Origin of the sequence: Rhizobium sp. BK060 (assembly GCF_014193145.1) — a bacterium.
Taxonomy (GTDB): Bacteria; Pseudomonadota; Alphaproteobacteria; order Rhizobiales; family Rhizobiaceae; genus Rhizobium.
This window is the reverse complement of the sequence record NZ_JACHYW010000001.1, coordinates 315,195-342,168: the sequence shown is the minus strand read 5'-3', so window position 1 is coordinate 342,168 and position 26,974 is coordinate 315,195. Positions and strand designations below refer to the sequence as shown.

Below are 26,974 nucleotides of genomic sequence, written 5' to 3'. Positions count from 1 at the left end.
GATAAGGAACCTTCAAAACTATTGGGAATTTGAGCACCCGCTGCACATCGGGCTTGCAAGAAGCGCCAATACGAATGTAGGAGACACCCGCGTTGATTTTGCAACTGCCATGGGATGCGTCCCGGCCTTTCGAGTTTGCTGTGGCCGAAGCATGGTCTTTGCCCACAAATGTGGATACACACGCAGAAGCTGTTGTAGATAAGAATGGGCGGAAATATGATCCATTCAAGCCATCGAAAGCGGTCTGTGCCGTTGCAGTCTCCCTTAGGCCTCGAAAGCAAAGGGCAAGGCAAGGGTCGAAAGAGTACTACAAGTGACGCGGATCAAATGCTCGAATTGAACACGGCAACAGGGATGAAGCGTTTGCAACGTTTGATCGGTGCCTACGTGATCAACATGGACAGCTCTTCCAAGCGATGGGCGGAGGTTTCGTCGCAAGCAACTCTGGCCGGAATGCAGATCGACAGAGTTCCAGGTGTGGATGGACGTTCAATCCCTGCGGCACAAAGATCCGGGTTTAACGAGAAAGAATTTCTGCGTCGGAACGGCCGACAGATGTTGCCCGGGGAATACGGTTGCTATCGTGCTCATATGAGGGCATTGGAGGCCTTTCTCTCAAGCAGCTACGAAAACGCCATCATTATGGAAGATGACGTGGAATTGCGTCAGGATTTCACGCCGAGGGCAGCTGCGATCTTAAGAGCAGTCCCGTCCGCCGAGGTCGTAAAGTTGCTCAATCACAGGTCAAAGTGGTGTCGGACAGTCGCCATCTCGGAGTATGGAGATGCTGTTGGGCGCTGTTTGCACGGTCCGCAGGGTTCAGCGGCGTGCTATTTGGTCACGCGCGAAGGCGCCCGAAAGCTGCTTGAAAGCGCGGGCGATATCGAATTCCCCTTCGATATGACCCTTGAGCGCGGATGGAAGACTGGCGTTAATATCTATACCGTTCGGCAGAATATCGTCGAACTATCCGAACGCTCAGCTGTGAGCCAGATTGCCAACAGGGCTCAGTACCGTGCCGTGAAATTGCGAGGCGCCCGCAAGATCGGAACGCATTTTCTTCGCTTGATCGAGTATGCGCGCCGGATAAGGTATGCACTCTCATGACAGTATCTGTACCTCGCAGCCAGACGAAGCCGGCAACCCTCGACTTCGTCATCGCCATACTATGGCTAGGGATGATGTCAGTCACGTTGATAGAGAGCGACGTCTATCGATATGCTGCCATCCTGCTCATGGCCTTGACCCTTATGCTTCGTAAGGTCCCTCTGCGCGCATCGCTGACCGACTGGTTGGCGATCGTCTGCGTGGCTTGGGGTTTCTTAGCTTTGTTCAGGTTTCTCTTCGGGTTGATCGTAGACGGTGAAAGAGGCGCGTCGGAGTGGCTCTACGCTTTTGCGATCTTTTTTCCTGCGATGGGCGTGGCGCTGCATACGAGCTGGAACCTCATCAAGCCAATTTTGCTGGCTTTCTTCTGCGGCGCGCTTGTCCTCCTGATCATCTCGACGCCGCTATCGACGATCTTGGCGGGAGAGCGGATCTCCCCTGCTTTCCATCATAATTCTATTCACGGCGCGGTCGGATGTGGCTTTATCTTCATCGGGGCGTTTTACTGGGCCCTGCATCAATGGGAGATTGGCAGCTCAGCGCGCACCAAGGCAGTTGTCTCAGCGATTGCCGTGATGGTGATCGGCCTGGCGATTCTCAACATTTACGGCGCCAAGTCCAAGGGCGTATGGCTGGCACTACTGCCAGCTCTTGGCCTGATGGTGGCAGCGACCCTTTTCTACCTCCGGCGAAAGACAGTGCTCGCCGCCGCCATGAGCGGCCTTTTGCTCCTGTCGTGGGGGATTTACGAGGTTCGCGACAACGTGGCGCACTTCGGAGCTGCAACGTTTAGTTCCGTTGTGGGGATCGTTGATCGATTGGATAGTGGTGTTTCCGTGCAACGCGTCCTGCAGGACGCGATCGCCTCCTCGGAGACGCCGATCTCCTTGGATGAGCGGCTGCAGCTGTGGGCCAATGCAATCGACGTCATCTCCGTCGCACCGGCGTTTGGCAACGGCAACACGTGGCTCACCATCTGGCAAACGACCCCTTATCGCGGTGTAACCTACACGCTGATGCACAACGGCTACCTCGAGATCCTCGTCCGCTATGGCTTCACCGGTCTGGCGATATTGGCGCTGATCGTTGTGTCGGCCATCTATCGTGTTTACCGGGCCTCCTCGGCAGGCATCATCAGCAAGAGCACCTTTGCTTGCTACCTGACGTTTGCGGTCTACTTCGCCTTCACTATCCTCAGCAATTCGAACAACCGGCTTGCCCTGGGCGAATCCTACGCCCTGCTGTTTGCGGCCACATGTTTTGCCTGTTCGATAAGACTGCGTTCAGGCTCCGTTGCCCACAGCAGTGACGTTCCTTTGCACACTGCCGATTTGCCTAACGCAGTTCCCGTCCGCGTGCAGGGATAGGGGCAGATGCGGGCGGTTTCCGACAGGTACGTTCGAAGCATTCTCGATTTGCCACGGCCTGCGAAGCGTGTTTTGGCCCTGCTTGTCGATTCATGCCTTTGCATCTTGACCATCTGGCTCGCCTTTTGCTTTCGCTTGAATGATTGGGTGACGCTCACCGGGATGCAGCTTGCAACAATCCCTGTGTCACTCGTGATTGCCCTGCCGATCTTCATCACAATGGGTCTTTACCGGGCAATCTTCCGTTTCCTCGGTTGGTCGGCGTTCATCACGGTAATCAAGGCCATAACAATTTATGGCCTTGCATTCATGGCCATTTTTACCGCCATCAGCTTCCCGGGAATACCACGCACGATCGGCATCATGCAGCCGTTGTTGCTGCTGCTGGCGATCGGCCTGTCCCGCTTCATGGCGAGATATTTCCTGAGTGAGGCCTACAAGCGGATCCTGCGACAGAACACGCAGACGAACATGCTCATCTATGGTGCTGGATCCGGAGGCAGGCAGGTCGCTGGCGCGCTCAGCGGCAGTGCTGATTTCAAGGTTGTCGGCTATCTCGACGATGACAAGAGCTTGCATGGAAGCCTCATCGGCGGCGTTGTGGTTTACGATCCAGAGAAAATCGTGGAATTGAGCGCGCGGCTGAACGTGCGCACGATCCTCCTGGCGCTTCCGAAGATCGATCGGTCCCGCCGCAATGAAATCCTGGAGCAGCTTCGTGGAGCACGCGTTGCCGTTCGTACTGTCCCCGACCTGAACGCCCTCGCCGGCGGCCAGGCAGAATTCACCGACCTGCAGGAACTGGATATTGAGGATCTGCTGGGCCGCACGCCGGTTCGGCCAGATCAAGCACTGCTGGAACGCAACATTCGCGGTCGGGTCGTGCTCGTGACAGGCGCTGCCGGATCGATCGGCAGCGAACTGTGCCGCGGACTGGCGCGGCTGAAGCCGGCGGCATTGCTGATCCTCGACCAGAACGAATATGGGCTTTACGCCTTAGAGAACGAACTGCTGGGTAGCAACACGGATACCGGGCTGCAGATCGTGCCCCTGCTTGCAAGCGTTTGCGACGAGCTTCGTATCGAGAAAATCATGGAGACCTGGCGGCCAAACACCGTCTATCACGCTGCAGCGTACAAACATGTGCCGCTGGTGGAAAAGAACCCCGTAGAAGGGGTCAAAACGAATGTCTTTGGCACTGCTGCGGTTGCGCGAGCGGCGATCAATACCGGCGCGGAAAGATTCATACTGATCAGCACAGACAAGGCGGTCAGGCCGACCAACGTCATGGGCGCTACCAAGCGACTGGCGGAAATGGCACTTCAGGGATTGGCGGCAGAGGGCGCCACAACCGTCCTGACCATGGTGCGGTTTGGCAACGTATTGGGATCATCTGGCTCGGTTGTCCCCTTGTTCCGCCAGCAAATTCGCCAAGGCGGCCCCATTACCCTGACGCATCCCGACATCATTCGCTTCTTCATGACGGTGCCGGAGGCAACGGAGCTCGTTATACAGGCAGGCTCCATGGCCAAGGGAGGCGACGTCTTCGTCCTCGACATGGGTGAACCCGTCAAAATCATCGACCTTGCCCGGCGTATGGTAGAGCTATCCGGCCTGACCCTCAAAGATGAGCGAAATCCGTCAGGCGACATCAGCATTGTCACGACTGGCCTGCGGCCAGGAGAGAAACTTTACGAAGAATTGCTGATCGGCGACAATCCCGAGCCGACCGAACATCCCAAGATCATGCGCGCGCGGGAGCGCTTTATCACCTGGGAGGCCCTGTCACCGAAACTTCAGCAACTGGGCTCCGCGGCCGACGGGGGCGATGTCGAGGAATTGCGCCGCATCCTGAGCGAGCTTGTACAGGACTATCGCCCATTTGACGGGGTGGTTGATCTCGTCTCCCTTCGCCAAGGCGTCGCCCAATGACAGCCTGCGTCAAAGGTTTGCCTTGCATCCTGCCGTCGGCTCGGAGCTGAGAATGCTACTGGTTACCGGCGCAACCGGCTTTGTCGGTCAAAATCTCCAGCAGGCATTACGCACTCGCGATGTCGCCTATAGGGCCGCTGGCCGTTCTGCGCAGGCAGGAAGTGTCCCTGTCGGGGACATTGATGGCGCAACGGATTGGAAGGCCGCCTTGCCCGGCGTCGATGGCATCATCCATCTCGCGGCGACAAACCAGAACGTCATCGATGGATCAAGCTCAGGAACTGACGTTTTCCGAAGGGTGAACACCGATGGGACCATCAACCTTGCACAGCAGGCGGCCGCATCGGGGGTCAAAAGGTTCGTCTTTATCAGCACCATCAAGGTGAACGGAGAACGATCGACCAAGGGGCGTCCGTTCACGCCTCACGATTCACCGGATCCGACGACCGAATACGCGGCCTCGAAGCTTGAAGCCGAGCAAGCGCTGATTGCACTTTCCAAGACGTCTGGCATGGAGATCGTCATCATTCGCCCGCCGCTGGTCTATGGGCGAGGAGCAGTCGGAAGCTTCCGAGCTCTCACGAAGCTCCTTCGAAGCGGAATTCCATTGCCCGTGGCGTCGATCGACAATCGAAGATCCATGGTACACGTGGAAAATCTCACCGATCTCATCATAACCGCAGCATTTCATCGGGCCGCAGCCGGTGAAATATTGCTGGCAAGCGATGACGAGGCAATCTCGACCCCCGAGTTGTTGAGGCGGCTCGCGGCTGCGATGGATTGTTCGGCACGACTGGTTCCGCTTCCTCCGGCCATCCTGCATCTCCTCGGCCGGGCAACCGGCAAAGGAGATCTCGTAAGTCGCCTTACCGATTGGTTGGAGGTGGACATATCGCATACGCGCGCGCTATTGGACTGGACGCCGCCCCTTGATATGCGAACCGCCTTGAAGCGCTCATTTTGAGAGCTTTGGCGTTAATTTTTGACATAGGAACTTGAATCTCCCGATGCTCAACGGCTTTAACAGATCTATGAAGCGACTATTTGATATCTGCGCCGCGGGCCTCGGACTGATCGTTCTTTCTCCGGCCTTCATTGTCCTCGTGCTCCTTGTGCGCAAATCGTCGCCTGGCGGCGCGCTTTTTCTTCAGGAGCGCGTGGGCAGGAGCGAGGTACCATTTGTCTGCATCAAATTCCGGACGATGGCGGCGGGCTCCCCCAACGTCGGCTCTCATGACGCTGCGTCCTCCTGGATCACGCCGCTTGGCCGGAAACTGCGGGCCTACAAGCTCGATGAATTACCGCAACTTATCAACGTCTTACGCGGAGACATGAGCTTCGTGGGTCCTCGCCCGTGTCTCCCATCGCAACATGACGTCATCGCCGCGCGACGCAAACGCCAGGTATTCTCCGTGCGACCCGGCATAACGGGACTGGCCCAGCTTCAGGGAATCGACATGTCGACGCCTGAGGCGCTCGCCGAAGCTGATGCCCGCTATATTCAAAAGGCCGGCTTTTGGCAGGACATCGTACTCGTGCTCAACACTCTGGCCGGGCGGGGGACAGGAGACGCTGCCGCAAAATAGCTGCCAGCCAAAGTCGTGCTTGGCGGCCAACCTAAAAACGTCCACGCACCGGACTTCGATGATCGCAGCTTTCGAACCTGAGCCATCTGCGGTAGAAGAATAAGGAGTAGTGGAGGGGAGAATTGCCATGGCTACGGGCAAAATGCAGCGACCCATCCCCAAGATAACCCGCGGCTCCTGTCATTGCGGAGCAGTACACTGGGAGTTTCGAGGCGCCATCCCGGATGCCACGATCTGTAACTGCACTGTTTGCCGGCGTTACGGCGTTTTGTGGGCCTATGAGTATGACGGCCAAGGAATTCACGTCGAAGACAAGACCAATGCACTGACGGCGTATATTCGTGGTTCGCGGACCCTTTCCTTCAACTTCTGTCGTCGCTGCGGCAATCTCGTTAGCTGGCGCGCCTTGAAGCCAAGCAGCAACGGTCAGACAAGAGTTGCAGTCAACCTGCGCCTCGCGGAACCTGCAGACGTGTCCGATATTCGCCTGCAACGCTTTGACGGTCTTCATCGTTTCGAGGATCTGCAGCCAGACGCGCGTAAGGTGGCCGATGTTTGGTTCTAGGCCAGGGGTCTGTCAGTCGCCAGGCAAGGTAAAGACCGCGCAGGGCTCCGCAATGCCCCTCAAGGCATGCTTCCCCAGAGGAACCAAGGTCGCATCGACCTCCGCCGCGAGCGCGCCAGACAGCAATACGGTATGTCCGAGAGGCTTGCACAACCCCTCGAGCCGGCTGACGAGATTGACTGCCGGCCCGATCGCGGTAAAGTCCAGCCGGTCTGCAGCGCCAATATTGCCCCAAAGAATCTCCCCGAAGTGAAGTGCTACACCAAAGGGCAGTGACGGCAATCCTTGGCCTCTGCGGATGGTCTCGAGATGGGTCATACCCGCCCGAGCAGAACCAACCGCACGCAATGCCGCCTCGCATGCGCTCCCGGCAGTTCCCGTAACGGGGAAAATTGCCAGCACTCCATCCCCCATGAACTTCAGCACCTCACCGCCGAAGGCGTGGACTGCACCTGCAATTCGATCAAACCAGGCATCAAGCGTCATGATCATCACCGCCGGTTCCGTCGCTTCCGAGAGCGCCGTAAAGTCTCGCAAATCTGCACACAGCAGAGCGGCACTTATCATTTCGCCCGAGCCGCGAGATAAAGCGCCGGCCTGCACCCGCAAAGCGCTCCGTCGGCCGAGATAGGCTTCGAGAAGCGCGGCCAACCCTGCCCTTGCCGCGAGCGCCGCCAAGGAAGGAGCGGCAAAGCGTGCCGCCAGGTGCAACTCCTCTATCTCGTCCGGGGTAAACGCTCGTGTCCCCGCCCATCCGAGCACCGGACCATCCGGCGCCGGGCCTACGATGTTCTCATGAACTGCTCCAAGCCCGGCCAGCCATTCATGTCCTGCCTGGTTGGGCAAGGTATCGACGAAGCTCAGCGCCTCAATGACGGCACCGGTTTCGGCCCGCCACAGCCATGTACGGCGGGCGATGATTGGGTGCGGCGCCACAAGTGTCAGGGCGCCGCCCGCCAGCGGCAACCCATCCACCAGCAGCCTGCGTCCCATTTCGGCCAGAAACCTCTCGGGATCAGGCGACGTGCCGGCTTCATCGACCAGCCATGCTAGGGAGGTGGGCAGATCCATGCCTGGATCATGCCATTCCGATTGAAAACTGTCACCGGCGCTTCTATCGCGTCAACGCGGAGCCGGAGAATGGCCACTAGGTCCGACCGGCCCAGCGATCCGGACCCGGATCGCGCCCGGCCGCGCATTCCGCCAGTCTGCCGATATAATGCTCCCAGCCTTCCGCATGTCCGGCACACTGCTCGGCATTCGGCAGTCCGGTGTGGGTCAACCGCAACAGGGTTCCGTCCGGTTTCTCGATCAGGTCTATCTCCACCAGGCTCGACCCGGGCGGTACAATCTCGCTCCCGTCCCAGCCAAAGCTGTAGGCGAGCCGGTGGACAGGCACGACCTCCCGAAAGGAGCCGCGCGCGAAGCGAGCGCCGGTAACGTTGACGAGATAAAGACCACCTGGCTGCGGCTCGACTTGTGCCTCAGTTCCCATCCAGCGCAGGATCTTTTCGGGATCGGTGAGCAAGGCAAAGACCGCGGAAGGCGGTGCGGAAATGTGGGTCTCGCGGTGGACGACAAGGGGCTCCGGCATCAACTTCTCCAATGGTTGCCGCGACCTGGTCCGTTGGCGGCCAATCGGCAGCTTTCGCGAGCTCTCACAGAAGGGAGATAGGCGCAGGGGCTCAGCCAGCAAGTGCATCGGGCCAGCGGGGAACGCTCCGGTCAGGTTAACCCGGGACCGAACACAGTTTCGCATGACAGTTGTGCGACGAAAATGGAACGGCAGTGGAAAGCGCTGTTACCGCACTGACACGGGCCACCATTAAAGAGGCTGCACCAAGCGTGCCCAACAATCCGGCACGCTTCCGAACCGGAGAGCGGCCCCCCGTGAAAATCATCCAGATCACCGACACCCATTTCAGCCCCGAGAAGCCGCATTTCAATGGCAACTGGGCGCCGCTTCTAAATTGGATCGAGGCAACCGGCGCTGACCTCATCGTCCATACCGGCGATCTCACGGTCGACGGCGCGGACAAGGAAAGCGACATCACCTTCTGCATGGATCTGATGCGTCAGACGTCGATCCCGATGCTTATCGTGCCGGGCAATCATGATGTCGGCCACATGCCTGGCTCGGATCAGCCAGTGAATGCCGAGCGCCTGCAGCGCTGGCGCGCACTTGCCGGCGACGACCGCTGGATTGAGGACACGAATGACTGGCGCCTCGTCGGCCTCAACTCGCTGCTTCTCGGCCACGGGGACGATGAAGAGGAAGCTCAGTTCGAATGGCTGCAGAACGCTTTCGAAAAGCGCAATGGTCGCCGGTTGGCGCTGTTTGCCCATAAGCCGCTCTTCGTTGACGAACCCCATGAAGGCGACACCGGCTACTGGTCCGTCCGCCCGAGCCAGCGCCGACGGCTCTACGATCTCATCGCCGCCCACGACGTGCCGCTCTTTGCCAGCGGTCACCTCCACCGGGCCTGGCAGGGACGCTTCGAAGGCACCTCGCTTGTCTGGGGTCCGTCGGCTGCCTTCGTCATCGACAAACTGGAGCGTGCGATGCCGGGCGAGCGTCTCGTTGGCGCTGTCATCCATACGCTTGGGGACAACGTCATGAGTGAGATCGTCGCCGTGCCGGGCATGACCGCGCACGTGCTCGATGAAGTGGTGCACGAGGTCTATCCAAAGGCCGTCACGAAGGAGGCGGCTGAGTGAGCGCCCTATCCCTTCGCGGCATTCATAAATCTTTTGGCGAAAACCCGATCCTGAAGGGCGTCAGTCTGGACGCGGAGCCGGGCGAGTTCATCGCGCTTGTCGGCCCGTCCGGCTGCGGCAAGAGCACGCTGCTGCGCATCCTGGCCGGCCTCGAGACTGCCGATGGCGGCGAGATCGTGGTCGCAAACCAGGATATCACCCGCCTCAAGGCGGCCGAGCGCAACATGGCGATGGTCTTCCAATCCTACGCGCTTTATCCGCATCTGACGGCCGCGCAGAATATCGCCGTGCCGCTCGTCATGCGCAGGCTGACGCGCGCTCGGCGCTTGCCTCTCATTGGGCCGTTGATGCCCGGCCAGCGCAAGGCGATCGCCGACATCAAGCGCGACGTGCGCAGCATGGCGGCTTCGCTGCAGATAGAGCACGTGCTCGAGCGCAAGCCAGGCCAGATGTCCGGCGGCCAGCGCCAGCGCGTCGCGCTTGGTCGTGCCATGGTGCGCCAACCGGCGATCTTCCTGATGGACGAGCCGCTTTCGAACCTTGACGCGAACCTGCGCGTGCATGCCCGTGGCGAGATCGTCGAACTGCACCGGCGCGCTGGCGTGCCGACCCTTTACGTCACCCACGATCAGGCCGAGGCGCTTTCGATGGCGGATCGGGTCGCCGTGATGATCGGTGGCGCGCTCCTCCAGCTGTCGCCACCCCAGCTCATCTATGACGATCCGCAGCATATCGAGGTCGCAAAGTTTATCGGACAGCCCCGGATCAATCTTCTTCCCTCGCAGATCGAGGCGGGTTCGACAGTGGTTCTCGGTGACGTTCGCTGTGTGCTTTCCAACCGGACGCTTCCGGCTGGCAGGGCTGTAACGCTTGGCGTACGCCCGGAGTTCGTCGGCATCACGCGCGGCGGTGAAAGCGGCCTGCCGGCCAGGATCGAGCGTGTGGAATTCCTCGGTTCCGAGATCATCATCTATAGCCGTCTGGAGGCGATCGGCGAAACCATGATCGCCAAGATCCCACCCGTCGAAGGTGCCGGTCTTGCCGCCGGCATGCCGGTCCGCCTGCACGTTGCCGGCGAGCATGTTCTTGTGTTCGGCGCCGATGGCGCGCGCCTGCAAGCTGCACCTTTGACGACCAGCGTTGCGCGGGAGGCTGCGCATGGCTGACATTGCCGCCGCCTCAGGCGTCATCGGACGTGCGCCGTCCAGGACCACCGAGCGTAACGAAGCCAGGACGGCTTGGCTCTTGTGCCTGCCGGCCATCGTGCTCGTCTTCCTGTTCATCCTCCTGCCGGTTGCGGCAGTGATCTGGCTTGGCTTCACCGATTTCGAACTCGGCTATGCCGGCTTCAAGTTCGTCGGTTTTAAGAATTATGCCGAGCTCTTGACCGATCGCACGTTCAAGCGCTCGCTCTGGAACACGTCGGTCTATACGGCGATCGTCACACCGATCTCGATCTTCATGGCGCTTGGCCTTGCCATGCTGATCGAGGCCGAGGGTATCGGCCGCTCCTTCTTCAGGACTGCCTATTTCCTGCCCGTCGCCTCGCTCCTCGTCGCCATGGCGACCGTCTGGCAATACCTCTTTCACCCGACCATCGGGCCGATCAACGCGATGCTATCGCAAATCGGCATTGCGGGGCCGAATTGGCTCGGCGCCTCGAGCACCGTGCTCTACGGGCTGTCGATCATCGGCATCTGGCAATCGGTGGGCTTTAACCTGGTGCTCTTCCTGGCTGGCCTTACCGCCATCCCCCGCGAACTCTATGCTGCGGCCGAAGTCGACGGGGCCCGTTCCGGGTGGGATCGCTTCCGCCTCGTCACATGGCCAATGCTCGGACCGACGACACTCTTCGTGACGACGATCAGCATCATCAACTCCGTGAAAGTCTTCGAAACGGTCAAGACGCTGACCGAGGGCGGACCGAACAAAGCCTCTGAAGTGCTCCTTTTCACGATCTACCAGGAAGGCTTCGTCTATCTGCGGGTCGGCTATGCCTCGGCCATGACTGTCGTCTTCCTCGCCATTCTGGTCGTCCTGATGTTCCTGCAATACCGAATCCAGGACCGACAGGTGCACTACTCATGAACGCAACCACCTTCCCCGTCGCTCGCATCATCCGTTTGTCTATCCTGAGCCTCGGCGCTCTCGTTTTCCTCGCCCCGTACATCTTCATGATTTCGACGGCCGGCAAGGCACAGAGCGACATCTTCACATCATCGCTGTCCCTCGTCCCGCAGCAATGGTTCTACGTCCAGAACTTCACCAAGGCCTTGTTGCGCGTCTCGATGGGCAACCTGCTTTTCAACGGCGTCGTGGTCTGCGTACTGATCCTTGTCATCCAGGTGGCGATCGCAATCCCCTGTGCCTATGCGATGGCGAAGCTCAAATTCCAGGCGGCCCGTGCCATGATGATGCTCGTCATGCTCGGCCTGCTGGTCCCGATCCACGCGACCGCGCTGCCGCTCTATGTCGCCTTCGACAAGGTCGCGGGCCTGAACAGCTACTTCGCGCTGGTCGCGCCCTTCACGATCTCGGTCTTCGGCATTTTCCTCTTCCTGCAGTTCTTCCGCTCCATGCCGGACGACCTGATCCACGCAGCACGTCTCGACGGCATGACGGAGGCAGGCATCATCGTGCGCGTTGTCGTGCCGAACGCCTGGCCGGCGATCACTGCCTTCGCGATCTTCTCTGTCGTCGCGCATTGGAACGACCTCTACTGGCCGTTGATCGTCATCTCGAACCAGGCCTATGCGACGCCACCCCTCGGCCTTCTCTACTTCCGCGCCGCGGAGGCCGGAGACGACTACGGTGCGCTGATGGCCGCCACTCTCATCATCACCTTCCCCCTCGTCGCCGCCTTCCTGCTGGCACAGAAACGCTTCGTCGAGGGCATCACCATGACCGGTCTCAAGGGCTGACCGGTCTTAAACCAGGAGCCATGCGATGAAGCATTTCACACAGATTCTAGCCGCCGTGGCGGTCGCCATGACGGTGTCGCTTCCGGCCCGTGCCGAGACGACATTGACCGTGCATTATCCCATGCCGGGTTTCTTCAAGGACGTGATGGACACGATCTCGAAGAAGTTCATGGAGGAAAATCCTGACATCAAGATCCAGTTCGCAAACCCGTCCGCGACCTACGAGGAAGGCATCCAGACGATCATGCGTCAGGCCGGCACGGCCGAGATGCCGGACCTGACCTTCATCGGTCTGAACCGCCTGCGCATGGCCAACGAGCGCGACCTCCCGGTCGACCTGGGCCCGCTGATCGCCAAGGACAAGAGCATGGCGGAACAGGGCTTCTCGGATAACATCCTGAAGCTCGCGCAGGTGAACGGCAAGCAAGTCGGCCTCGCTTTCGCGACGTCGAACCCGATCATGTATTACAATGCCGACCTGGTGAAGGCTGCCGGCGGCAACCCCGACAATCCGCCGAAGACCTGGGACGAAGTCATCGAACTCGGCGCCAAGATCAAGGCGCTGGGCAACGGCTTCGATTCCATCGACTTCCGCTGGCAGGGCGACGACTGGATGTTCTCCGCGCTGCTGTTCGGTGCCGGCGGCAAGATGCTAAGCGAAGACGAAAGCAGCGTGGCCTTCAACGGCCCGGAAGGCCAGAAGGCGATGACCATCGTCGAGCGCATGGTCAAGGAAGCTGGCATGCCGGTCTTCACCAAGGCCGCTGGCGAACAGGCTTTCGTTGCCGGCAAGGTCGGCTTTGCCTTCCAGACAACCGGCGCGCTGCGCAACACGATCAAGAATGTCGGCGGCAAGTTCGACCTGCGCACCGCCGAAATCCCGCTGCTCGATCCGGTCAACGGTAAGCTGCCGACCGGCGGCAACGCGGTTGTCATCCTGACGCGTGAGGCCACCAAACAGGATGCAGCCTGGAAGTTTGCCAAGTTTGCCGCCGGGCCGTATGGCGCCTCGGTCGTCGTACCCGGCACCGGCTACGTGCCGAACAACGAGCTGGCCGCGAAGTCTCCGCAATATCTCGGCGACTTCTATAAGCAGAACCCGCTCTTCCAGGCCGGCCTGAAGCAGATGCCGCGCATGATCCCTTGGTACGCCTTCCCGGGTGCAAATGGCGTTCGCGTCACGCAGACGATCGTCGACAACACCTCGCGTGTCGTCGACCAGTCCGCAACCGCGCACGAAGCGCTGGACGACGCTGCTGATGAAGTAAAGCGTCTGCTGCCACGCAGTTGATCGCCAAGCTGATGAAGATGGCCACCGCTTCAAAGGAGGCGGTGGTTTGCTTCTTTCAGATCGCGCGAACCGTACCACCCCGCCGCAGGCAATAGGCGATATAAAAATGCCGCGCGGGTGCAGCGTTCTCGGCCATATCCAGGAGCAACGATGCCGCAGTTCTCCCCATGCTGGCGTCTGGCATTTCCATCGTCGTCAGCGGTGGATCCATCATCTGACCGATGGCAATGCCGTCGAAGCCAACCACCGACATGTCGCGCGGCACGCAAAGTCCCTCGCGGCGCAAAGCTCCGATGACCGCAAAAGCCAGGAGATCGTTGGAGGCAATGATCGCAGTGGGCGAAAACCGGGTCAGCGCGCCGCTCAAATCAAGCTGGTCGTAACCACCAACAAAGGGAATCTGTACCGGATCCAACGCTTCGATACCGTCCTCCAGCATGGCCTGCTGGTAACCCTCATGGCGCAGGCGCGCGCGATCGGATGCGGAGAAGGTCCCAGAAACAAACAGGATTGCTTTATGGCCGAGTGCGGTCAGCATTTTTGCTGCTTCGTATCCCGCCCTGAAGTTGTCGACGGTGACGGCTGCGGGAAATATCTCGGTTGGACGGTTGCCAAGCAGCACGGTCGGCGGCATCGACGAGGGCAAGTTCTGGGTGTTCGAAGGATCACATAAGGTCAGGATCAGGCCGGTGGGTCGATCATTCAACAATGCCTGTATCGCAGCAGCCTCCCGTGCCGGTTCATAATGTGATTGTGCAATCAGCACTCCGTGACCGGCCACCAGCATCCTGTCCTCGATACCGGATAGGGAGGAAGAGAAGACCGGGTTGGTGATGCTCGGGATGAGAACCCCAATAACAGGGCGTCTGCCGCCCTTGCCAATGGCAGGTGTTGATCGATAGCCAAGCTCGGCCGCGGCACGCCGAACGCGCCGGCTCATCGTGTCGCTCACGGAACCCTTGAGGCCAAGGGCTCGGCTTGCCGTCGCAAGCGAGCAACCCGCTCTTGCCGCCACTTGCTGCAACGTCGTCATGCTCGTTTTCCCCATCACAAAGCCGGCCTCAATGCTCGGGCTATTTTGGCTTTTGCGATGAAGGTTTTATGTCGGTCGAAACGATCACATAGTCGAACGAGAGAAATTCAGCCAATGACCGCGGTAAAGGACGCTTGCACGCACGCAGTCGAAGACCGCGTGCTCGACGAGGTCTTCGGTTGCGCGATGGGAGTGGACGGATGGGTCGGCTTGTGGCGTATTCTTCGAAGGGACTGTGAGGAGCTCGAGGATGAACTCAGACGTGGCCTTGTCGCAACGCCCTAGGTTGGAACGCGCCCGCCGGGAATGGCTGCTTGCAGCCAGCATCGCGACGAGCGTTGTGTTCTTCCTTTTCAGCGACGTCATCTTTGGATTGCTTCCGAATCCCCTATGGCTGGCGGTCATCTTCACTTGGCTTTTTTCAGTTGTGCTTGGTTCCGTATTGTCAGTCGTGCGTCATGCCGATCGCCTCGCGGAGCGACTGGGAGAACCTTATGGGACGCTTATTCTGACGCTTGCAATCACGTCGATCGAGGTGATGGCGATTACGGCGGTCATGCTACATGGCGAGAACAATCCAACGCTGGTGCGCGACACTCTTTTTGCCGTCGTGATGATCATCCTCAATGGCATGGTCGGCCTGTCCCTGCTGATCGGTGGCTGGCGACGGCATGAGCAGCACCACAATCTGCAGGGCGCCAACGCCTATCTGGGCGTCATCGTGCCTCTGGCAACCCTCAGCATGATCATGCCGAATTTTACGCATCCGACAAACGGACCGCCCTATTCCACCGTCCAGCAAACGGTTCTCGCCTTGATATCCGTTGGGCTCTACGGCGTGTTCCTGACCTTGCAGACTGGTCGCCACAGAGGATTCTTCATCGATGACACCAGTGAGGTGGCGCAAGGGCACGTCAGAACCACAGAAGAACCTCTATGGCTTCCCGTTATTCTGCTGGTTGCCTACATGGCTCTCGTCGTTTTCCTGGTCGAGCAGTTGGCAGCGCCAGTCGACTACTTCATCGAGACACTTCATGCTCCGTTGGCGCTCGGCGGCGTCATCATGGCTGTCCTCGTCGCGACACCGGAGGCGATCAGCGCCGTGCGGGCTTCGGTCGCCAATCATCTGCAGCGGTCAGTCAACATCTTCCTAGGATCGGTTCTATCCACGATCGGATTGACAGTACCTGCGATGCTGGTCATCAGCCACCTCACGGGGCATCCCGTCGTGCTCGGCCTGGAGCGCACTGACACCGTGATGCTCGTTCTGACACTGGCTCTCAGCATCATTACCTTTGCAAGCGGTCGCACGCACCTGATGCAAGGCGCCGTCCACCTCGTTCTCTTCGTGGCTTATTTCCTGCTGATATTCGAAGTTTAGGGAGCCGATCGCTGGTCACGAATTGGCGAGGCCCGCGGCACATCGACATTGCCGCACCTTCGCGATCAATGCTGATCGCGCATCAAGGCTGAACCATCATTTGGGCGGTGAGTACGGTCAGGTCAAAAAACCCACCGCCGCGGCGACCGGATTACGTCTGGTCTAAGCATGGGCGTGCGGATGATGAACGTCCCAGACCGCCCACAGCGACACGGCAGCAACAAGCACACCGAGTACGACAACCGTCCACATCGCACTAGCAGTGGCCGCAAAACCGAGCAGCCAGGGCGACGCGATCAGCCAGAGGCCGAGCACGAGATTTGCCCATTCCTCCCATTCGGAGAATACCGACAGTGCTGCTGTGGCCAGCGCACCAAGCATAACGGCAACAATCCAGGCGTTCCAGCTCGGCATTGCTTCAGCCGCGAACCCCATGATCCACGGCGAGACGAACAAGCAAACCGCCAGAACTAGGTTAGCCCAATCCTGCCTTTTCCTTCCTTCCATCAGAGTGAGTGCCATGATGACCTCCCAACATGAAGCTACTAGGCGTCGCGTGAACTTCACGCTTAAGTATATGAATTGGTGAGCTGTAAGACTTAAATCAAGACGCGATCCAATAATACTTAAGGCCCCGCGCCTGCAATCACTGCCACGCAAAGTATTGTATCAAGTTGGCAGCACCTCCATTCCGCACTGGTGGCAATTTTTCACCAAATCACAATCACAGGGCGTTTGTCCGCTGGCAAAAAAACAGCGTAACGGTGCATATTGAGCAGCCTGACATATCAGAACACGGCCGAGCTGGAATGCAAACCGATCAGCCGTTTGCTGCGCGCTTAGCGTCGCGGGCGTCGCCAAGCGAAAGAGCCTGCCGCTTTGCCAGCTCAATCAACTTTTCGCGTGCCGGCAGCGGCGTCAAATTGTGGTCTGCGGCAGAAAGCAGATGCAGTTGCACGTTCGGATAGGCGGACAATTTCTCGCCCGCGTCGCCAAAGTTGACCCGGAACATCTCTTGCCCTTCGTCACCTTCCGTATAGATGATCGAAAGCGGCGCGCCACGGCTGGCCAGCGCATGAAAATCGCGATGCACCTGCCTTGTGAGCTGAGTGAGCGGCTTGGCGGGCGCAAAGACGGGAGACAGGCTGCCAGCCATCCGGTCGACGAGACGCATGGAGATATTCTTTGTCACCGCCCCAAGGTCCACGTCGCCGGCCCACAGGCGGCGAACAGTTTCAAGATCCAGGGCATTCCTGAGATAGGCTTTCAGGGTCTTTGGCAAGCCTTTGAAACGCCAGCGGAAAGCTACCGGGTTGACGATCAAGCAGGCGTCCCAGCGCGGATCGTCAACTGTGCTTCTGAAGGCAACATACGCGCCACTGCAGCGTCCGATAAGAATAGTGCGCTGGCTCCTGCCGAGACCATCAATATAGTCTCGAGCGATTCCGACATCAGCAATTTGGGCCTCGTCATAGAGGACCTGCTTGCGACGCGCCACCGCCGGAGGGCTATCCCCGACGCCAGCGCTATCGAAGCGCAAGGACGCCACGCCAACCTTGGCGAGCGCGCGTGCAAGCTCGACAGAGGAGCGAGCCCAACCGGCGGTATGATCGTAGGCAGTCGTCAGGATGACCGCGGTCACGCCGGAGGAATTATCAGTCGGCTCGCACAAGATGCCATACAGACGATCGGCCGGACCGAAACGAACGGAGGTTTCTCGGATCGCATCCACCCGGACCGATGCAGTCGCCCCGGGTTTCTTCGCCGGCAACGCGCTGCGGCCCCGATGTTGCGGTAGCGCCTGCAGCCAGTCGATCAGCTCATCGATGAGTGCGTCGGGAATGTCCTGGTTCAGGGGGTTGGACACGAGCGCATCATATCCCGCAAATGGTATCACGCGCAGCTGGCAGCCAGCGGCCTCCAGCCTGTCGCGAAACGTCGTGTCGCCTTCTAAGCCCGGGCGCTCGGCGATGAAAACAGGTGGCTGGTTGGCGATTTGGAGACCGTTGAGGTCGATTGCCTTGACATCCTCTGCTACAGCGCGTGGCATGCGCAATCCAGCGATTGATCCAGGTGCGCTATCACGCAGCTCCGGCTTTATGCCGAGACCATCGTCGATGAGCCTCGAAAACAACGAAAGCTCCCGCAGATAGACACGCCCTTTCAGCACCGGCGCAAGAAGAGCGATCGCTGCAAGCGAGGGCTCGCAATGAGCACGCATGAGGGCAAGACTTGCCCCAATACCCTGGCCGACAAAAATCACGTTCCGGGCGCCCGAAAGCATCTTAAGCTCGCTAGCGGCCTTCCCGATCACCTCGGACCATGCCGACAAACCACGTTCGGCCGAGGTGTCGTCGAGTGAGTTCACTGTTCCTGGATAATCGAAGCGTAGGCTTGCAACGCCGATTTTGGCGAACCGTTCGGCCAGGATGCGATAGAAACGGCGCGTGCACATTTCCTCGATCCCCCAGGGGTTGAGGAGAAGCACCGCAACATCGCTCTTCGGTACGTCACTATCGGCTGGTGCGAACAAACCAATATGCAACCCGAAGGCTGTTGGTTGCGAGGCGGAATGCTCCTTCCCGTCTTCCGAGCTCATAGCAGTCTGTTTCACCGTCAACTTCCCTTGCAAACGTTCTGATAAAGTGCCCGTCGAACGTATTCCTTACCGATATACTTGAGGCGTTAAGAATTGGCAGAAGCCATAGTGGTGTTGTCTTGGCTCTTGGTCGGTGCTTGATCACAAGAACGTGTCTCCCGATCAGGCTGGCCGCAGCCGCCGGGTTAGCGCCAGGCGAACGCCGGCCAGATTGAGCGCAAAAGCAGCCGCTGCGTAGGTGATGACACCCGTAACGATCGGCATAGTCAGGTCGAAGACAGCATTACCGGTCGGATGCCGACCCACGATGAAGGTCGGAACCGCCATTATGGCGGTTGCAAGGCTGACCTTGACGATCGGGCGAAGTTCGAGCGGCAAGCGATGGGCACGGTAAGACAGGAAGTAGCCCGCGATCACACCACCAATTTCGGCAATCAGCAACGCCCAGGCCGCTCCGACCAGCTGGAACCGTGGCACGAGCACAAACATGCCGATGATGTTGATCACCAGAATGATCATACCCTGCGCGCCCATCAGGCTCGGTTTCTTCGCCAGCTGAAAGCTCACATGCACGAACTGATAGGAAATGGAGCGAAACAGCCAGGCAAAGACCAGGATCGGGATCAGGGTTGCAGCGGCGTCGCGAAACTCGGCGCCAAGGATCAGGCTTGCAAAACCTGGCGCTACCAATGCCAGACCGACGACCATCGGCATGAGAACGCTCAAGAGCACCTCAGCCGCTTCCATCAGATGCCGGTTGGTGGCCTTCTGGCCATCCTGCGTCAGCAGACGGATCGCCACTGGAATTGTTGCGGATCCGATCGCAACACCCGGAAACAGGATAATCTGCCGGACGAGATCTGCAGCCGCACCATAGACACCCGCAGAGGTCTCCCCGATATAGGTTACGATAATCATGCGGTCGAGAACCGTGTGCAGCACGAAGATGAAGGACGAGGCCGTCATCGGCAGACCAAAGCGCAGCATTTCCTTCAGCAATCCGGTATCGAACGGATGGCGCGGCCGGCGCCACACATCAGGCGCATAGATCAACAAGGTCACGAGATAGGAGCAGGCGACGCTCACGAGCAGGCCCTGCCCGCCCATGCCGAACCCCATCACGAGGCCGGCCGAGAAGATGAGCGTCAGCACGGCACGCAGGATGACCGACCACATGTAGGTGCCGGTCTGCTGACGTGAGCGGAATACCTCCTGCACGAACTCGAACAGCCCGACCATGAAGGCAACGAACACGGCAGGCACGACATAGGTCGAGGAGTCTGCGGCGATCAGCCACGTCGCGAAAATAACGAGCGGGCTGAGCAGCATCAGTCCCGCATAGGCGCACAGCGCGGTGGTGCGGACATCCTTCGATCCACCTTCGGAATCGAAACGCAGCACCGAGAATTTTATCCATCCGAACAGTAGGGTCGATATGACGCCGGCGACACCTGTGCCGACGACATAGATGCCGTATTCGTGCGGGCTCAGTATGCGGGTGAAGAGCACGACCGAGACGAACCCGAACAGGGCCGATACGGCGTTGGCAATCATGTATGTCGAGATCTGGCGAAACATCATTCGGCAGCACGCGTGAATTCGTCGATCACCTTCATCAGCGCCTTTGGTCGGCACCCGGCATCGAGCGGCAGCGGACGGTTGGGCTTGCCGTCGTCGCGCTTGAACCACATTGGCACCCAGGTATAACGATCAGTGATGCCCCAGGTCAGAATTGCACCCGGCCGCGCCACGTCAGAGATCGCTTTGAGGAAATCACGCGCTCGCGCCGCGACGATCTGGTCCCGGTCATATTCCCGGGCGGGCAGCTTGTTGTCGATCACGTCGAGTTCTGTCACCAGCACCTCGAGCTGCATTCCCTTCACTTCCTCGACGAATTTCGACAGCCCCTCCTTGTCGATTTCGATGTCGCCCGGAAGATGTCCCTGAATGCCAACAGCATGGAGCGGCACGTCGCGATCCTTCAGATCGCGCAGGAGGTCGAGCAAAGCCTGGCGCCGGTCGCGGCATTGGCGTGTCGGATTCTCAATATTGTAGTCATTGATGACGAGCTGCGCGGAGGGGTCGACGTCAGCGGCAGTGCGCAGGGCAAGCTCGATGTAGCGCTTGCCGAGCAGCTTCTGCCAGATCGAGTCACGGATCGTCGCACCGCTCTTTGGACGTTCGGCGATTGCCTCGTTGACGACATCCCAGCTTGGAATCCGCCCCCGGTAGCGTCCGACGACGGTGGTGATATGACGGACGAGTTCGCGCTCACCTTCCGCCGTGCTCGCGATGGTCTGTGTCCATTCCGGCATGGCGCCGTACCAGGCAAGTGTGTGACCACGCATCTGCATACCGTTCTGATCGGCGAAGTCGATCAGACGGTCAGGCTGATCGAAGACGAACTGGTCCTGACTCGGACGCAAGTCGAACCATTTCAATCCACCCTCGCCAACGACAAGCTGGCAATGGTCGACGATTGCCGCCTTGTAGTCGAATTCTGTGTCAAGGAGATCGGTGCGCACCGCCGCGCCGTAAGGAATGCCCCTTTTTTCATAGGCTGCCTTGGCAGTTGGGTTGCTTCCGACAAAGGGGTCGAGTGCGCCGGAGGATGCCAGTCCGGCACCCAATGCGCCGAGAACGAAGTCCCGCCTGCGCATAAATGGATATCCCTAGATTGCGTATAAATGAACCAGAATTCGACCGCGCACGCGGACAAGACCTTCATTCTCTCCTATTTAGTCGAGACTTGCTTCGCGCGCACGCGACAATTGAAATCGCTATTAATGGATACTTAAGGAAAATCAGGTCTCTTAACCATAAGTCTGCGCTTTCGCGCCGTGTCAATCAGAACCCGCCGCCATGTATGAAGCTGCCTCCCGACATCAGACTCCGGTCATCAGTACGCGTGGCTGGACGAGGAGCCGGGAGCAGCAGGATGATGTTGCCACGCAGCCGCGGCCGGTACTCGGCATTGCCGAACCCCCTCTTCGGAAAGCCAGCTCTTCCGTCTTCGAGGAGCTCTTCGAGTTCGACCTGACGCGCATCTTCGATTGGTTACGCTCGGGCCTTGTCTGGATCGTTGCCCTTACCATCCTCGGCATGGTCGCCGGCTATGGCGTGGTGTTTGTGGTCAAGCCGCGCTTTACCGCCGGAATCGACCTCCTCGTCGATCCGTCAAACCTGCGGGTGGTCGCTGACGACATCTTCTCCGAAAGCATGCAGAGAGATACGCAGCTGCTCGATGTCGAGAGCAAATTGCGGGTCCTGACGTCGGGTAACGTGCTAAGCCGCGTGATCGACGACCTGAAGCTCACCGCCGATGCCGAGTTTGTTTCGCCGACCTCGAAGGATCCCGCCGGCGACGCGCTTCGCACACTAGCAAAGCGCGTCACCGCCCGCCGAGACGAGCGCTCGTTCATCGTCAACGTCGCCGTGTGGACGCAGAGCCCGACCAAATCCGTCACCATCGCCAATGCCATCGCGACCGGCTTCCAGGAAGAACTCGCCAAGGCGGAATCGGAAGGAGCCGGGCGGGCGGCGAGCTCGCTGTTTGCGCGCCTCGGGGATCTGAAGGCAGAGGTTGCCAAGGCCGAGGCCGCCGTTGAGGCATTCAAGCGCGAACAGGGGCTGCAGTCGAGTTCGGGGGAGCTCGTCAGCACGCTCATGTCAAACCAGACGAACACGCAGCTGATCGACGCCAAGGCGCGCGTCATACAGGCGCAGTCACGTTATAACGAGCTCGTTTCGACCAATCCGAAGAACCGCCTGAATGCTTCCGCGCTGCAATCGGAAACGATGACCATGCTGCGCACGCAATATTCGACGCTGCGACAACGCGTAACGTCTCAATCCGCCGTCCTCGGACCACGGCATCCAATGATCCTGTCGCTGCAGCCCCAACTCAAAGCGCTGGAAGGCCAGATCGACGCCGAGACGGCACGCATTGTGCAAGCGGCCAAAGCCGAGTTCGATCAAGCAAGGTCGGCGCTTGATGCCTTGAACTCTGAAGCCAACCAGATGAAATCCTCGGTCTTCCAGGATACCACCGCGCAGATCCACCTTCGCGAACTGGAACGCGAGGCACGCGCCAAGGCCACGGTGTACGAAGCCTTCATGGCAAGGGCGGGAGAAGCCGCCGAACGCCAGCAGATCGACACCACCAATGTGCGGATCGTTTCGCAGGCAGTCGTCCCGACGGCCCGCAGCTTCCCCCCACGTGGCTATATGCTCGCCGGTGCCGGCGCCGTTGTCGGCCTCGGGCTCGGCCTTGCGATCGCAGTCCTGTCCGGGCTTTGGCGCGACTATCGTCGGCTGAGCGCAGCACAGGGCAAAGCGGATGGCTGACATCGCCAAGACTGCCAAAGTAGAGAAAAGCGCTACCTTGGCAGCCTTTCTCTTCCTGGCTATCTTCAGTTACTTCTGGGTCGGATTGAATGCGTTTCCAGATCCGAACGCCGCCAGCCTTTCCACACCCTATGGCGGTTCCTCAAACGTCCTCAATCAGTTGATCGTCATCGCCATGTCGGCCGTGGTGCTTGTGACGGTGCTGCAGAACCCGGCGCGTCACTTGCTGCTCCGCCCCTATGGCCTGCTGATCTGCCTGCTCGTTTGGCTGCTCTTGACCGGGCTCTTTGCCGGTGATCCGAGCGCCGCCTTTCGGCGCATCGTTTTTGCGATTCTCGTCTGCCTGTGCGCGAATGCGGTGCTGCTCATTCCCAGAGATGGTGAGCAGTTTGCAAAGCTCATGTGCATCGGCCTGACTTTCACGGTCGGCCTCTCCTATTTTGGCGTCATTGCGATGCCGCACCTTGCCATCCATCAAGCGACAGATGCGCTGGAGCAGTCACTTGCGGGCGACTGGCGCGGTCATTTTGGTCACAAGAACGTTGCCGCCGCCGCAATGGTCTATGCCGTTTTCTTCGGTTTTTACATCGCAACAGCGGGACACGCCCGGCTCGGTCTCATGATTGCGTTGTCCGCCGGCTTCTTTGTTCTTCATGCAGGTGGGAAGACCTCGGCTGCGATGCTTCCGGCAATCCTGCTGCTGGCCTGGATTTTTGAGCGCTGGATCAGGCTCGGAATACTGATGCTGGCCGGCGGCCTCGCGGGTTTGAACGCGATATTGCTGACCGCGGCAATCTCCCCGAGTTTCAGCAGCCTGCTTGCCTCAGCCGGGATCGATCCGACCTTCACCGACCGCGGCTCCATCTGGCGCCTTGCACTCTCGGCGATCGCCGAGCGACCGATCATCGGCTATGGCTTCCAGTCGTTCTGGCAGACCGATGCCTTGTTCAACAGCGGCCAGGCCATGACCACATGGGCAGTGACCGCCGCCAATTCCCATAACGGCTATGTCGAGCAGTTGATCAATGGTGGCATCCCGGCGCTGGCAATGGTCGTCATCTGGCTGGTGATCCTGCCCATCGGCTATGCCCGCCGAGCACTCGCCGGCCACAACGACATCGCGTTGACGCGCCTGTTTCTGCGGATCTGGCTCTTTTCGCTGTTTCTCGCCTGCCTCGAAAGCCCGTTCTTCGGCAACAGTGGACCGATCTGGTTCACGATGCTGATCGCCGTCTTTGGCCTGAGATTGCAAGCCAATGCGGGCCTCGTAGTTCACGCGCCGGCCTCCCTGGGGTCGGTTCCGGTAAGGGGCAAATGACACCTTAGAGCGCGTCCGTTGAACGCGGAGCCGGAATTTGGATGACAGGTGCTGTTTGCCGTGTGTGGGTTTTGCGTTGTCATTTCAAACGGAAAAATGTCACACGCGTTAGGTTTAGTCGACAGATGAAGGGCGATTTTCCGCTAAGGATTTCAGCGAACCTTCCTTGATTTGGTTGACACCAACATTGTCCTCGCAGGCACCCCGCAAGCGCTGTCCTGGCTGCGCTCGGTCGACCCGCTCAGCATCCATCTGAGTGCGCTGACCCTCGGCGAAATCATGCTTGGCATTGCGCTGAAACAGAAGTCGGATCCCAACGCCGCCGCTCATCTCACCGAATGGCTGCGCAAGCTGCGCCACGACCATGGCGACCGCATCCTGCCGGTGACCGACCAGATCGCCGTCGAATGGGGCCGCATCGCCACGATCCCGCCGCGTGGTGACGTCGACGGGTTGATCGCCGCGACCGTGATCGTCCACGACCTGATCCTGATCACACGCAACGTCAAGGATTTCGAAGACACCGACGCATCTGTGATCAATCCGTGGGAGACACCGGCGTGAGCAGTTCAGTCTCGGGCTCCGACTGGATGACGCATTCTTCTGGGGTGGATGCGGGCATAAGGCATTCAGCGCCATCTATCGCAATCTGCTAAAGGATGTGCAGCTTTCAAGAGAACGCTTTGTGCTCTATCCGCATTGGCACAAGTCTCTCTGCGAAGAACAAATGATCGCCCAAGGCGGCGAGGCATATCTGCCGCAACAAGCGACAACCGTTCACCTGCAACAGAGTCCCGAAACCGAGCCCTCCCTGGCACTGAAGGCGAGCATCGGTCCCACGCGCATGATCGACGCAACGGTCCTTGGAAAGGCACGTTAACCTCATGCTCAGCCGTCAATTGTAGAATGCTCGCCAGCCGTTTACAGCTTCACTGCCGATCGTCGGCGAAGTTGCCCTTAACGGTAACGGCAACAACCTTCTGTGCCGATTGAGGTTTGGACGATGCAAGAAAGCAAAGGATCTATTGAGGTCGTCGTCTGCATCCCGACATTCCGTCGGCCAGCATGGCTTGCACGCACGCTGACATCCTTGGCCGATCAGGTCACCGATTTCCCCTTTGCTATCGTCGTTGTCGATAACGACGCAGCCAACCCGACCGGCGCATGCTATGCCCGCGAATTTCTCGCCAAGGCAGATCGGCCATTCCTGGTTCTGACGGAAGAGCGACAGGGCAATTGCTACGCCATCAACCGTGCATTCGCCGAGGCAATGGCGGCGTTTCCGGAGGCCGAGTTTCTCCTCATGATTGATGACGACGAAATGGCCCTGCCCGGCTGGCTTGCCGCGATCGTCGGTACGGCCAAACGCGAGGGCGCCGACATCGTCGGAGGACCTGTGGTCCGAGAGTTCGAAGTACCGGTGTCCGACGCTGTCACCCAGCATCTACTCTTCGGCTCGATAGAGGGCTCGACACGGGCAATCGATCAGATCCACGGCTCCGGCAACTGCCTGATCCGCCGGCGGGTATTTGCCGGTCTTGCATCGCCGCTCTTCGATGTCCGCTTCAATTTTCTCGGCGGCGGCGACATGGAATTCTTCACCAGATGCCGCAAGGCCGGCTTCAAGACCTGGTGGTGCGCAGAGGCAGTAATCCGCGAATTCGTACCGGAGGAGCGCGTATCAGCCCGCTTCCTGATGACGCGCTCGCTACGTACCGGGAGCATCAACTATGTCATCGATCGGATCCACAGCACATCGGCGACACGTGTTCTCGCAAAGAACGCTCTCAGTCTGGGCGCCGGCTGCCTGCGATCGATAGCGTTGTTCCTGCGAACCCGGCGGCTGCTGCCGGCAAGCCATCCGCTGCTGGTGTCGCTCGGCCGTACATTGGCGAGCCTCGGGTTCCTGCCGACCCCTTATCGGGCCAACAACTAGGTTGCGTTAGCCAAGAGCAACCTCGCGGATCACCTCGATTGGCGTGCGCGTATGCGACTGAATGGCAATCGTCGTCTGACCGGGCTTCAACCCATTCATGAATGCCTCCAACCCGGCCGCATCGAGAGCCGGCCCCTCCCAGTAGGTCAGGCACGGGCTTTGCGAGACACGTTCGTGCCGCTCGGCAAGTTCAGAGTCATTGGTCACCGCGACGCCATAAATCAGGTATTCTGAAAAATGCCTCATGCGGGCAAGCGCGTGCCACCAGGCAAGGCCGCTTGCCCCTTCGATGCGCTTGACGACGGTCGCTACCGTCCGCCGCTCCCACAGCACCATCTGGCTGATGAAATCATCGCCCGGCAGCGCCGGCGCGTTCAGGCCAAGGAGCCGATGGGCATTTTGCCACCAGCGAACGTGGCTTGGCCGGGACGGATTGATATCTCCCGGCGCAACATAGTGCGCGAGCTTCGGTGTTGATGCGATCACACTCAGGTCGAGCGGACGGCAGAAGCAATTGTCGGAATCGATGCACATCACCCGCTCGCTCGGTTGCGCCAGCGTCATGGCGATCTTGCGCATCTGCTGCAGGTGCCAACCATAGATGGGCAGGCGAAGGTATGGTCCCCACCAGTAGCGCCGTCCACGCCACTTTGGCAGTGACCAGAGTGATGGAAGTAGAGTGGACGAAACGATGACGTGGCGCCTTTCTCCTTCGAAGGAGGCGAAGGCTTCGGCGTCCTCATCGCCGATCACGATGTAGTGCATATCGTAGCCGCTAACGTATCGATCGATCGAGTCGCAGAGAAGACGGCAGCTCTCCAGGTCGCCACGATAGCTCGGTGTGATGAGCGAAATTGAAGAGCCCATGGGATC

Annotated in this window: 25 protein-coding genes; 17 read left to right on the top strand and 8 right to left on the bottom strand. The window is 59.4% G+C overall.

Features of this window, described 5'->3' with window-relative positions; genetic code table 11:
• Window positions 1-327: 327 nt before the first annotated feature.
• From FHT71_RS01575 to FHT71_RS01550, 6 genes are all read left to right on the top strand, one after another.
• Entirely contained in the window at window positions 328-1,107 is a 780-nt protein-coding gene (locus FHT71_RS01575; protein ID WP_165933026.1) for a glycosyltransferase family 25 protein, read from the top strand.
• A 185-nt stretch (window positions 1,108-1,292) separates the two neighbouring features.
• On the top strand, window positions 1,293-2,474 hold the full coding sequence (locus FHT71_RS01570; protein WP_245505392.1) for an O-antigen ligase family protein: 1,182 nt from the start codon (window positions 1,293-1,295) through the stop codon (window positions 2,472-2,474).
• A gap of 6 nt (window positions 2,475-2,480) precedes the next feature.
• Window positions 2,481-4,406 carry a nucleoside-diphosphate sugar epimerase/dehydratase gene (locus FHT71_RS01565; protein WP_132588031.1) on the top strand — a complete coding sequence of 642 codons (1,926 nt, stop codon included), beginning with the start codon at window positions 2,481-2,483 and terminating at the stop codon, window positions 4,404-4,406.
• A 52-nt stretch (window positions 4,407-4,458) separates the two neighbouring features.
• Window positions 4,459-5,370: an NAD-dependent epimerase/dehydratase family protein gene (locus tag FHT71_RS01560; protein ID WP_132588032.1), complete on the top strand. Its 912-nt coding sequence runs from the start codon at window positions 4,459-4,461 to the stop codon at window positions 5,368-5,370.
• 43 nt (window positions 5,371-5,413) lie between these two features.
• Window positions 5,414-5,992 carry a sugar transferase gene (locus FHT71_RS01555; protein ID WP_132588033.1) on the top strand — a complete coding sequence of 193 codons (579 nt, stop codon included), beginning with the start codon at window positions 5,414-5,416 and terminating at the stop codon, window positions 5,990-5,992.
• Between the two features lie 127 nt (window positions 5,993-6,119).
• Window positions 6,120-6,557, top strand: a complete 438-nt coding sequence (locus tag FHT71_RS01550) for a GFA family protein (RefSeq protein WP_132588034.1) — start codon at window positions 6,120-6,122, stop codon at window positions 6,555-6,557.
• 12 nt (window positions 6,558-6,569) lie between these two features.
• Here the strand turns inward: FHT71_RS01550 and FHT71_RS01545 are convergent, their stop codons facing one another.
• Complete coding sequence (locus FHT71_RS01545) at window positions 6,570-7,628, bottom strand: adenylate/guanylate cyclase domain-containing protein (RefSeq protein WP_132588035.1); 1,059 nt, start codon at window positions 7,626-7,628, stop codon at window positions 6,570-6,572.
• Window positions 7,629-7,704: 76 nt separating this feature from the next.
• Entirely contained in the window at window positions 7,705-8,151 is a 447-nt protein-coding gene (locus tag FHT71_RS01540) for an SRPBCC family protein (RefSeq protein ID WP_007801623.1), read from the bottom strand.
• Window positions 8,152-8,447: 296 nt separating this feature from the next.
• On the opposite strand from FHT71_RS01540, the gene FHT71_RS01535 reads away from it, so the two are divergent.
• Genes FHT71_RS01535 through FHT71_RS01515 form a run of 5 tightly spaced genes read left to right on the top strand, consistent with a single transcriptional unit; the run spans window position 8,448 to window position 13,487 of the window.
• Complete coding sequence (locus FHT71_RS01535; RefSeq protein ID WP_132588036.1) at window positions 8,448-9,275, top strand: metallophosphoesterase; 828 nt, start codon at window positions 8,448-8,450, stop codon at window positions 9,273-9,275.
• The gene (locus tag FHT71_RS01530) at window positions 9,272-10,441 is read left to right on the top strand and encodes an ABC transporter ATP-binding protein (protein ID WP_132588037.1); all 1,170 of its coding nucleotides are present in this window, start codon (window positions 9,272-9,274) and stop codon (window positions 10,439-10,441) included. The genes FHT71_RS01535 and FHT71_RS01530 overlap by 4 nt, the downstream gene beginning before the upstream one ends.
• Window positions 10,434-11,363: a sugar ABC transporter permease gene (locus tag FHT71_RS01525; protein WP_132588038.1), complete on the top strand. Its 930-nt coding sequence runs from the start codon at window positions 10,434-10,436 to the stop codon at window positions 11,361-11,363. The genes FHT71_RS01530 and FHT71_RS01525 overlap by 8 nt, the downstream gene beginning before the upstream one ends.
• Window positions 11,360-12,196: a carbohydrate ABC transporter permease gene (locus FHT71_RS01520; RefSeq protein WP_132588039.1), complete on the top strand. Its 837-nt coding sequence runs from the start codon at window positions 11,360-11,362 to the stop codon at window positions 12,194-12,196. The genes FHT71_RS01525 and FHT71_RS01520 overlap by 4 nt, the downstream gene beginning before the upstream one ends.
• Window positions 12,197-12,221: 25 nt before the next feature.
• Window positions 12,222-13,487 (top strand): ABC transporter substrate-binding protein, encoded by a 1,266-nt coding sequence (locus FHT71_RS01515; protein ID WP_132588040.1) that lies wholly within the window; start codon window positions 12,222-12,224, stop codon window positions 13,485-13,487.
• A 55-nt stretch (window positions 13,488-13,542) separates the two neighbouring features.
• Here FHT71_RS01515 and FHT71_RS01510 read toward each other — a convergent pair whose 3' ends face one another.
• Window positions 13,543-14,520: a substrate-binding domain-containing protein gene (locus FHT71_RS01510; RefSeq protein WP_132588041.1), complete on the bottom strand. Its 978-nt coding sequence runs from the start codon at window positions 14,518-14,520 to the stop codon at window positions 13,543-13,545.
• A 114-nt stretch (window positions 14,521-14,634) separates the two neighbouring features.
• On the opposite strand from FHT71_RS01510, the gene FHT71_RS01505 reads away from it, so the two are divergent.
• Both FHT71_RS01505 and FHT71_RS01500 read left to right on the top strand, forming a co-directional pair.
• Window positions 14,635-14,805 (top strand): hypothetical protein, encoded by a 171-nt coding sequence (locus FHT71_RS01505; protein WP_165933027.1) that lies wholly within the window; start codon window positions 14,635-14,637, stop codon window positions 14,803-14,805.
• Window positions 14,771-15,901, top strand: a complete 1,131-nt coding sequence (locus tag FHT71_RS01500; protein ID WP_132588042.1) for a calcium:proton antiporter — start codon at window positions 14,771-14,773, stop codon at window positions 15,899-15,901. Before FHT71_RS01505 ends, FHT71_RS01500 begins: the two co-directional genes overlap by 35 nt.
• A 162-nt stretch (window positions 15,902-16,063) precedes the next feature.
• Here FHT71_RS01500 and FHT71_RS01495 read toward each other — a convergent pair whose 3' ends face one another.
• The 4 genes from FHT71_RS01495 to FHT71_RS01480 form a co-directional block, all read right to left on the bottom strand.
• Window positions 16,064-16,423 carry an SPW repeat protein gene (locus tag FHT71_RS01495; protein WP_132588043.1) on the bottom strand — a complete coding sequence of 120 codons (360 nt, stop codon included), beginning with the start codon at window positions 16,421-16,423 and terminating at the stop codon, window positions 16,064-16,066.
• A gap of 298 nt (window positions 16,424-16,721) precedes the next feature.
• On the bottom strand, window positions 16,722-18,515 hold the full coding sequence (locus FHT71_RS01490) for an alpha/beta fold hydrolase (RefSeq protein ID WP_132588044.1): 1,794 nt from the start codon (window positions 18,513-18,515) through the stop codon (window positions 16,722-16,724).
• Between the two features lie 147 nt (window positions 18,516-18,662).
• Complete coding sequence (locus FHT71_RS01485) at window positions 18,663-20,081, bottom strand: oligosaccharide flippase family protein (RefSeq protein WP_132588045.1); 1,419 nt, start codon at window positions 20,079-20,081, stop codon at window positions 18,663-18,665.
• Window positions 20,078-21,160 (bottom strand): endo-1,4-beta-xylanase, encoded by a 1,083-nt coding sequence (locus FHT71_RS01480; RefSeq protein WP_132588046.1) that lies wholly within the window; start codon window positions 21,158-21,160, stop codon window positions 20,078-20,080. Before FHT71_RS01480 ends, FHT71_RS01485 begins: the two co-directional genes overlap by 4 nt.
• 202 nt (window positions 21,161-21,362) lie before the next feature.
• On the opposite strand from FHT71_RS01480, the gene FHT71_RS01475 reads away from it, so the two are divergent.
• The 4 genes from FHT71_RS01475 (at window position 21,363) to FHT71_RS01460 (ending at window position 26,101) form a co-directional block, all read left to right on the top strand.
• Window positions 21,363-22,847, top strand: coding sequence for a GumC family protein (locus tag FHT71_RS01475; RefSeq protein WP_132588047.1), 1,485 nt, complete (start codon window positions 21,363-21,365; stop codon window positions 22,845-22,847).
• The gene (locus tag FHT71_RS01470) at window positions 22,840-24,165 is read left to right on the top strand and encodes an O-antigen ligase (RefSeq protein ID WP_132588048.1); all 1,326 of its coding nucleotides are present in this window, start codon (window positions 22,840-22,842) and stop codon (window positions 24,163-24,165) included. The genes FHT71_RS01475 and FHT71_RS01470 overlap by 8 nt, the downstream gene beginning before the upstream one ends.
• A 171-nt stretch (window positions 24,166-24,336) precedes the next feature.
• Window positions 24,337-24,729, top strand: a complete 393-nt coding sequence (locus tag FHT71_RS01465; protein WP_132588049.1) for a type II toxin-antitoxin system VapC family toxin — start codon at window positions 24,337-24,339, stop codon at window positions 24,727-24,729.
• 439 nt (window positions 24,730-25,168) lie between these two features.
• Complete coding sequence (locus FHT71_RS01460; RefSeq protein WP_132588050.1) at window positions 25,169-26,101, top strand: glycosyltransferase family 2 protein; 933 nt, start codon at window positions 25,169-25,171, stop codon at window positions 26,099-26,101.
• Window positions 26,102-26,107: 6 nt separating this feature from the next.
• On the opposite strand, the gene FHT71_RS01455 is transcribed toward FHT71_RS01460, so the two are convergent.
• Complete coding sequence (locus FHT71_RS01455; RefSeq protein ID WP_132588051.1) at window positions 26,108-26,968, bottom strand: DUF6492 family protein; 861 nt, start codon at window positions 26,966-26,968, stop codon at window positions 26,108-26,110.
• Window positions 26,969-26,974: the final 6 nt, after the last annotated feature.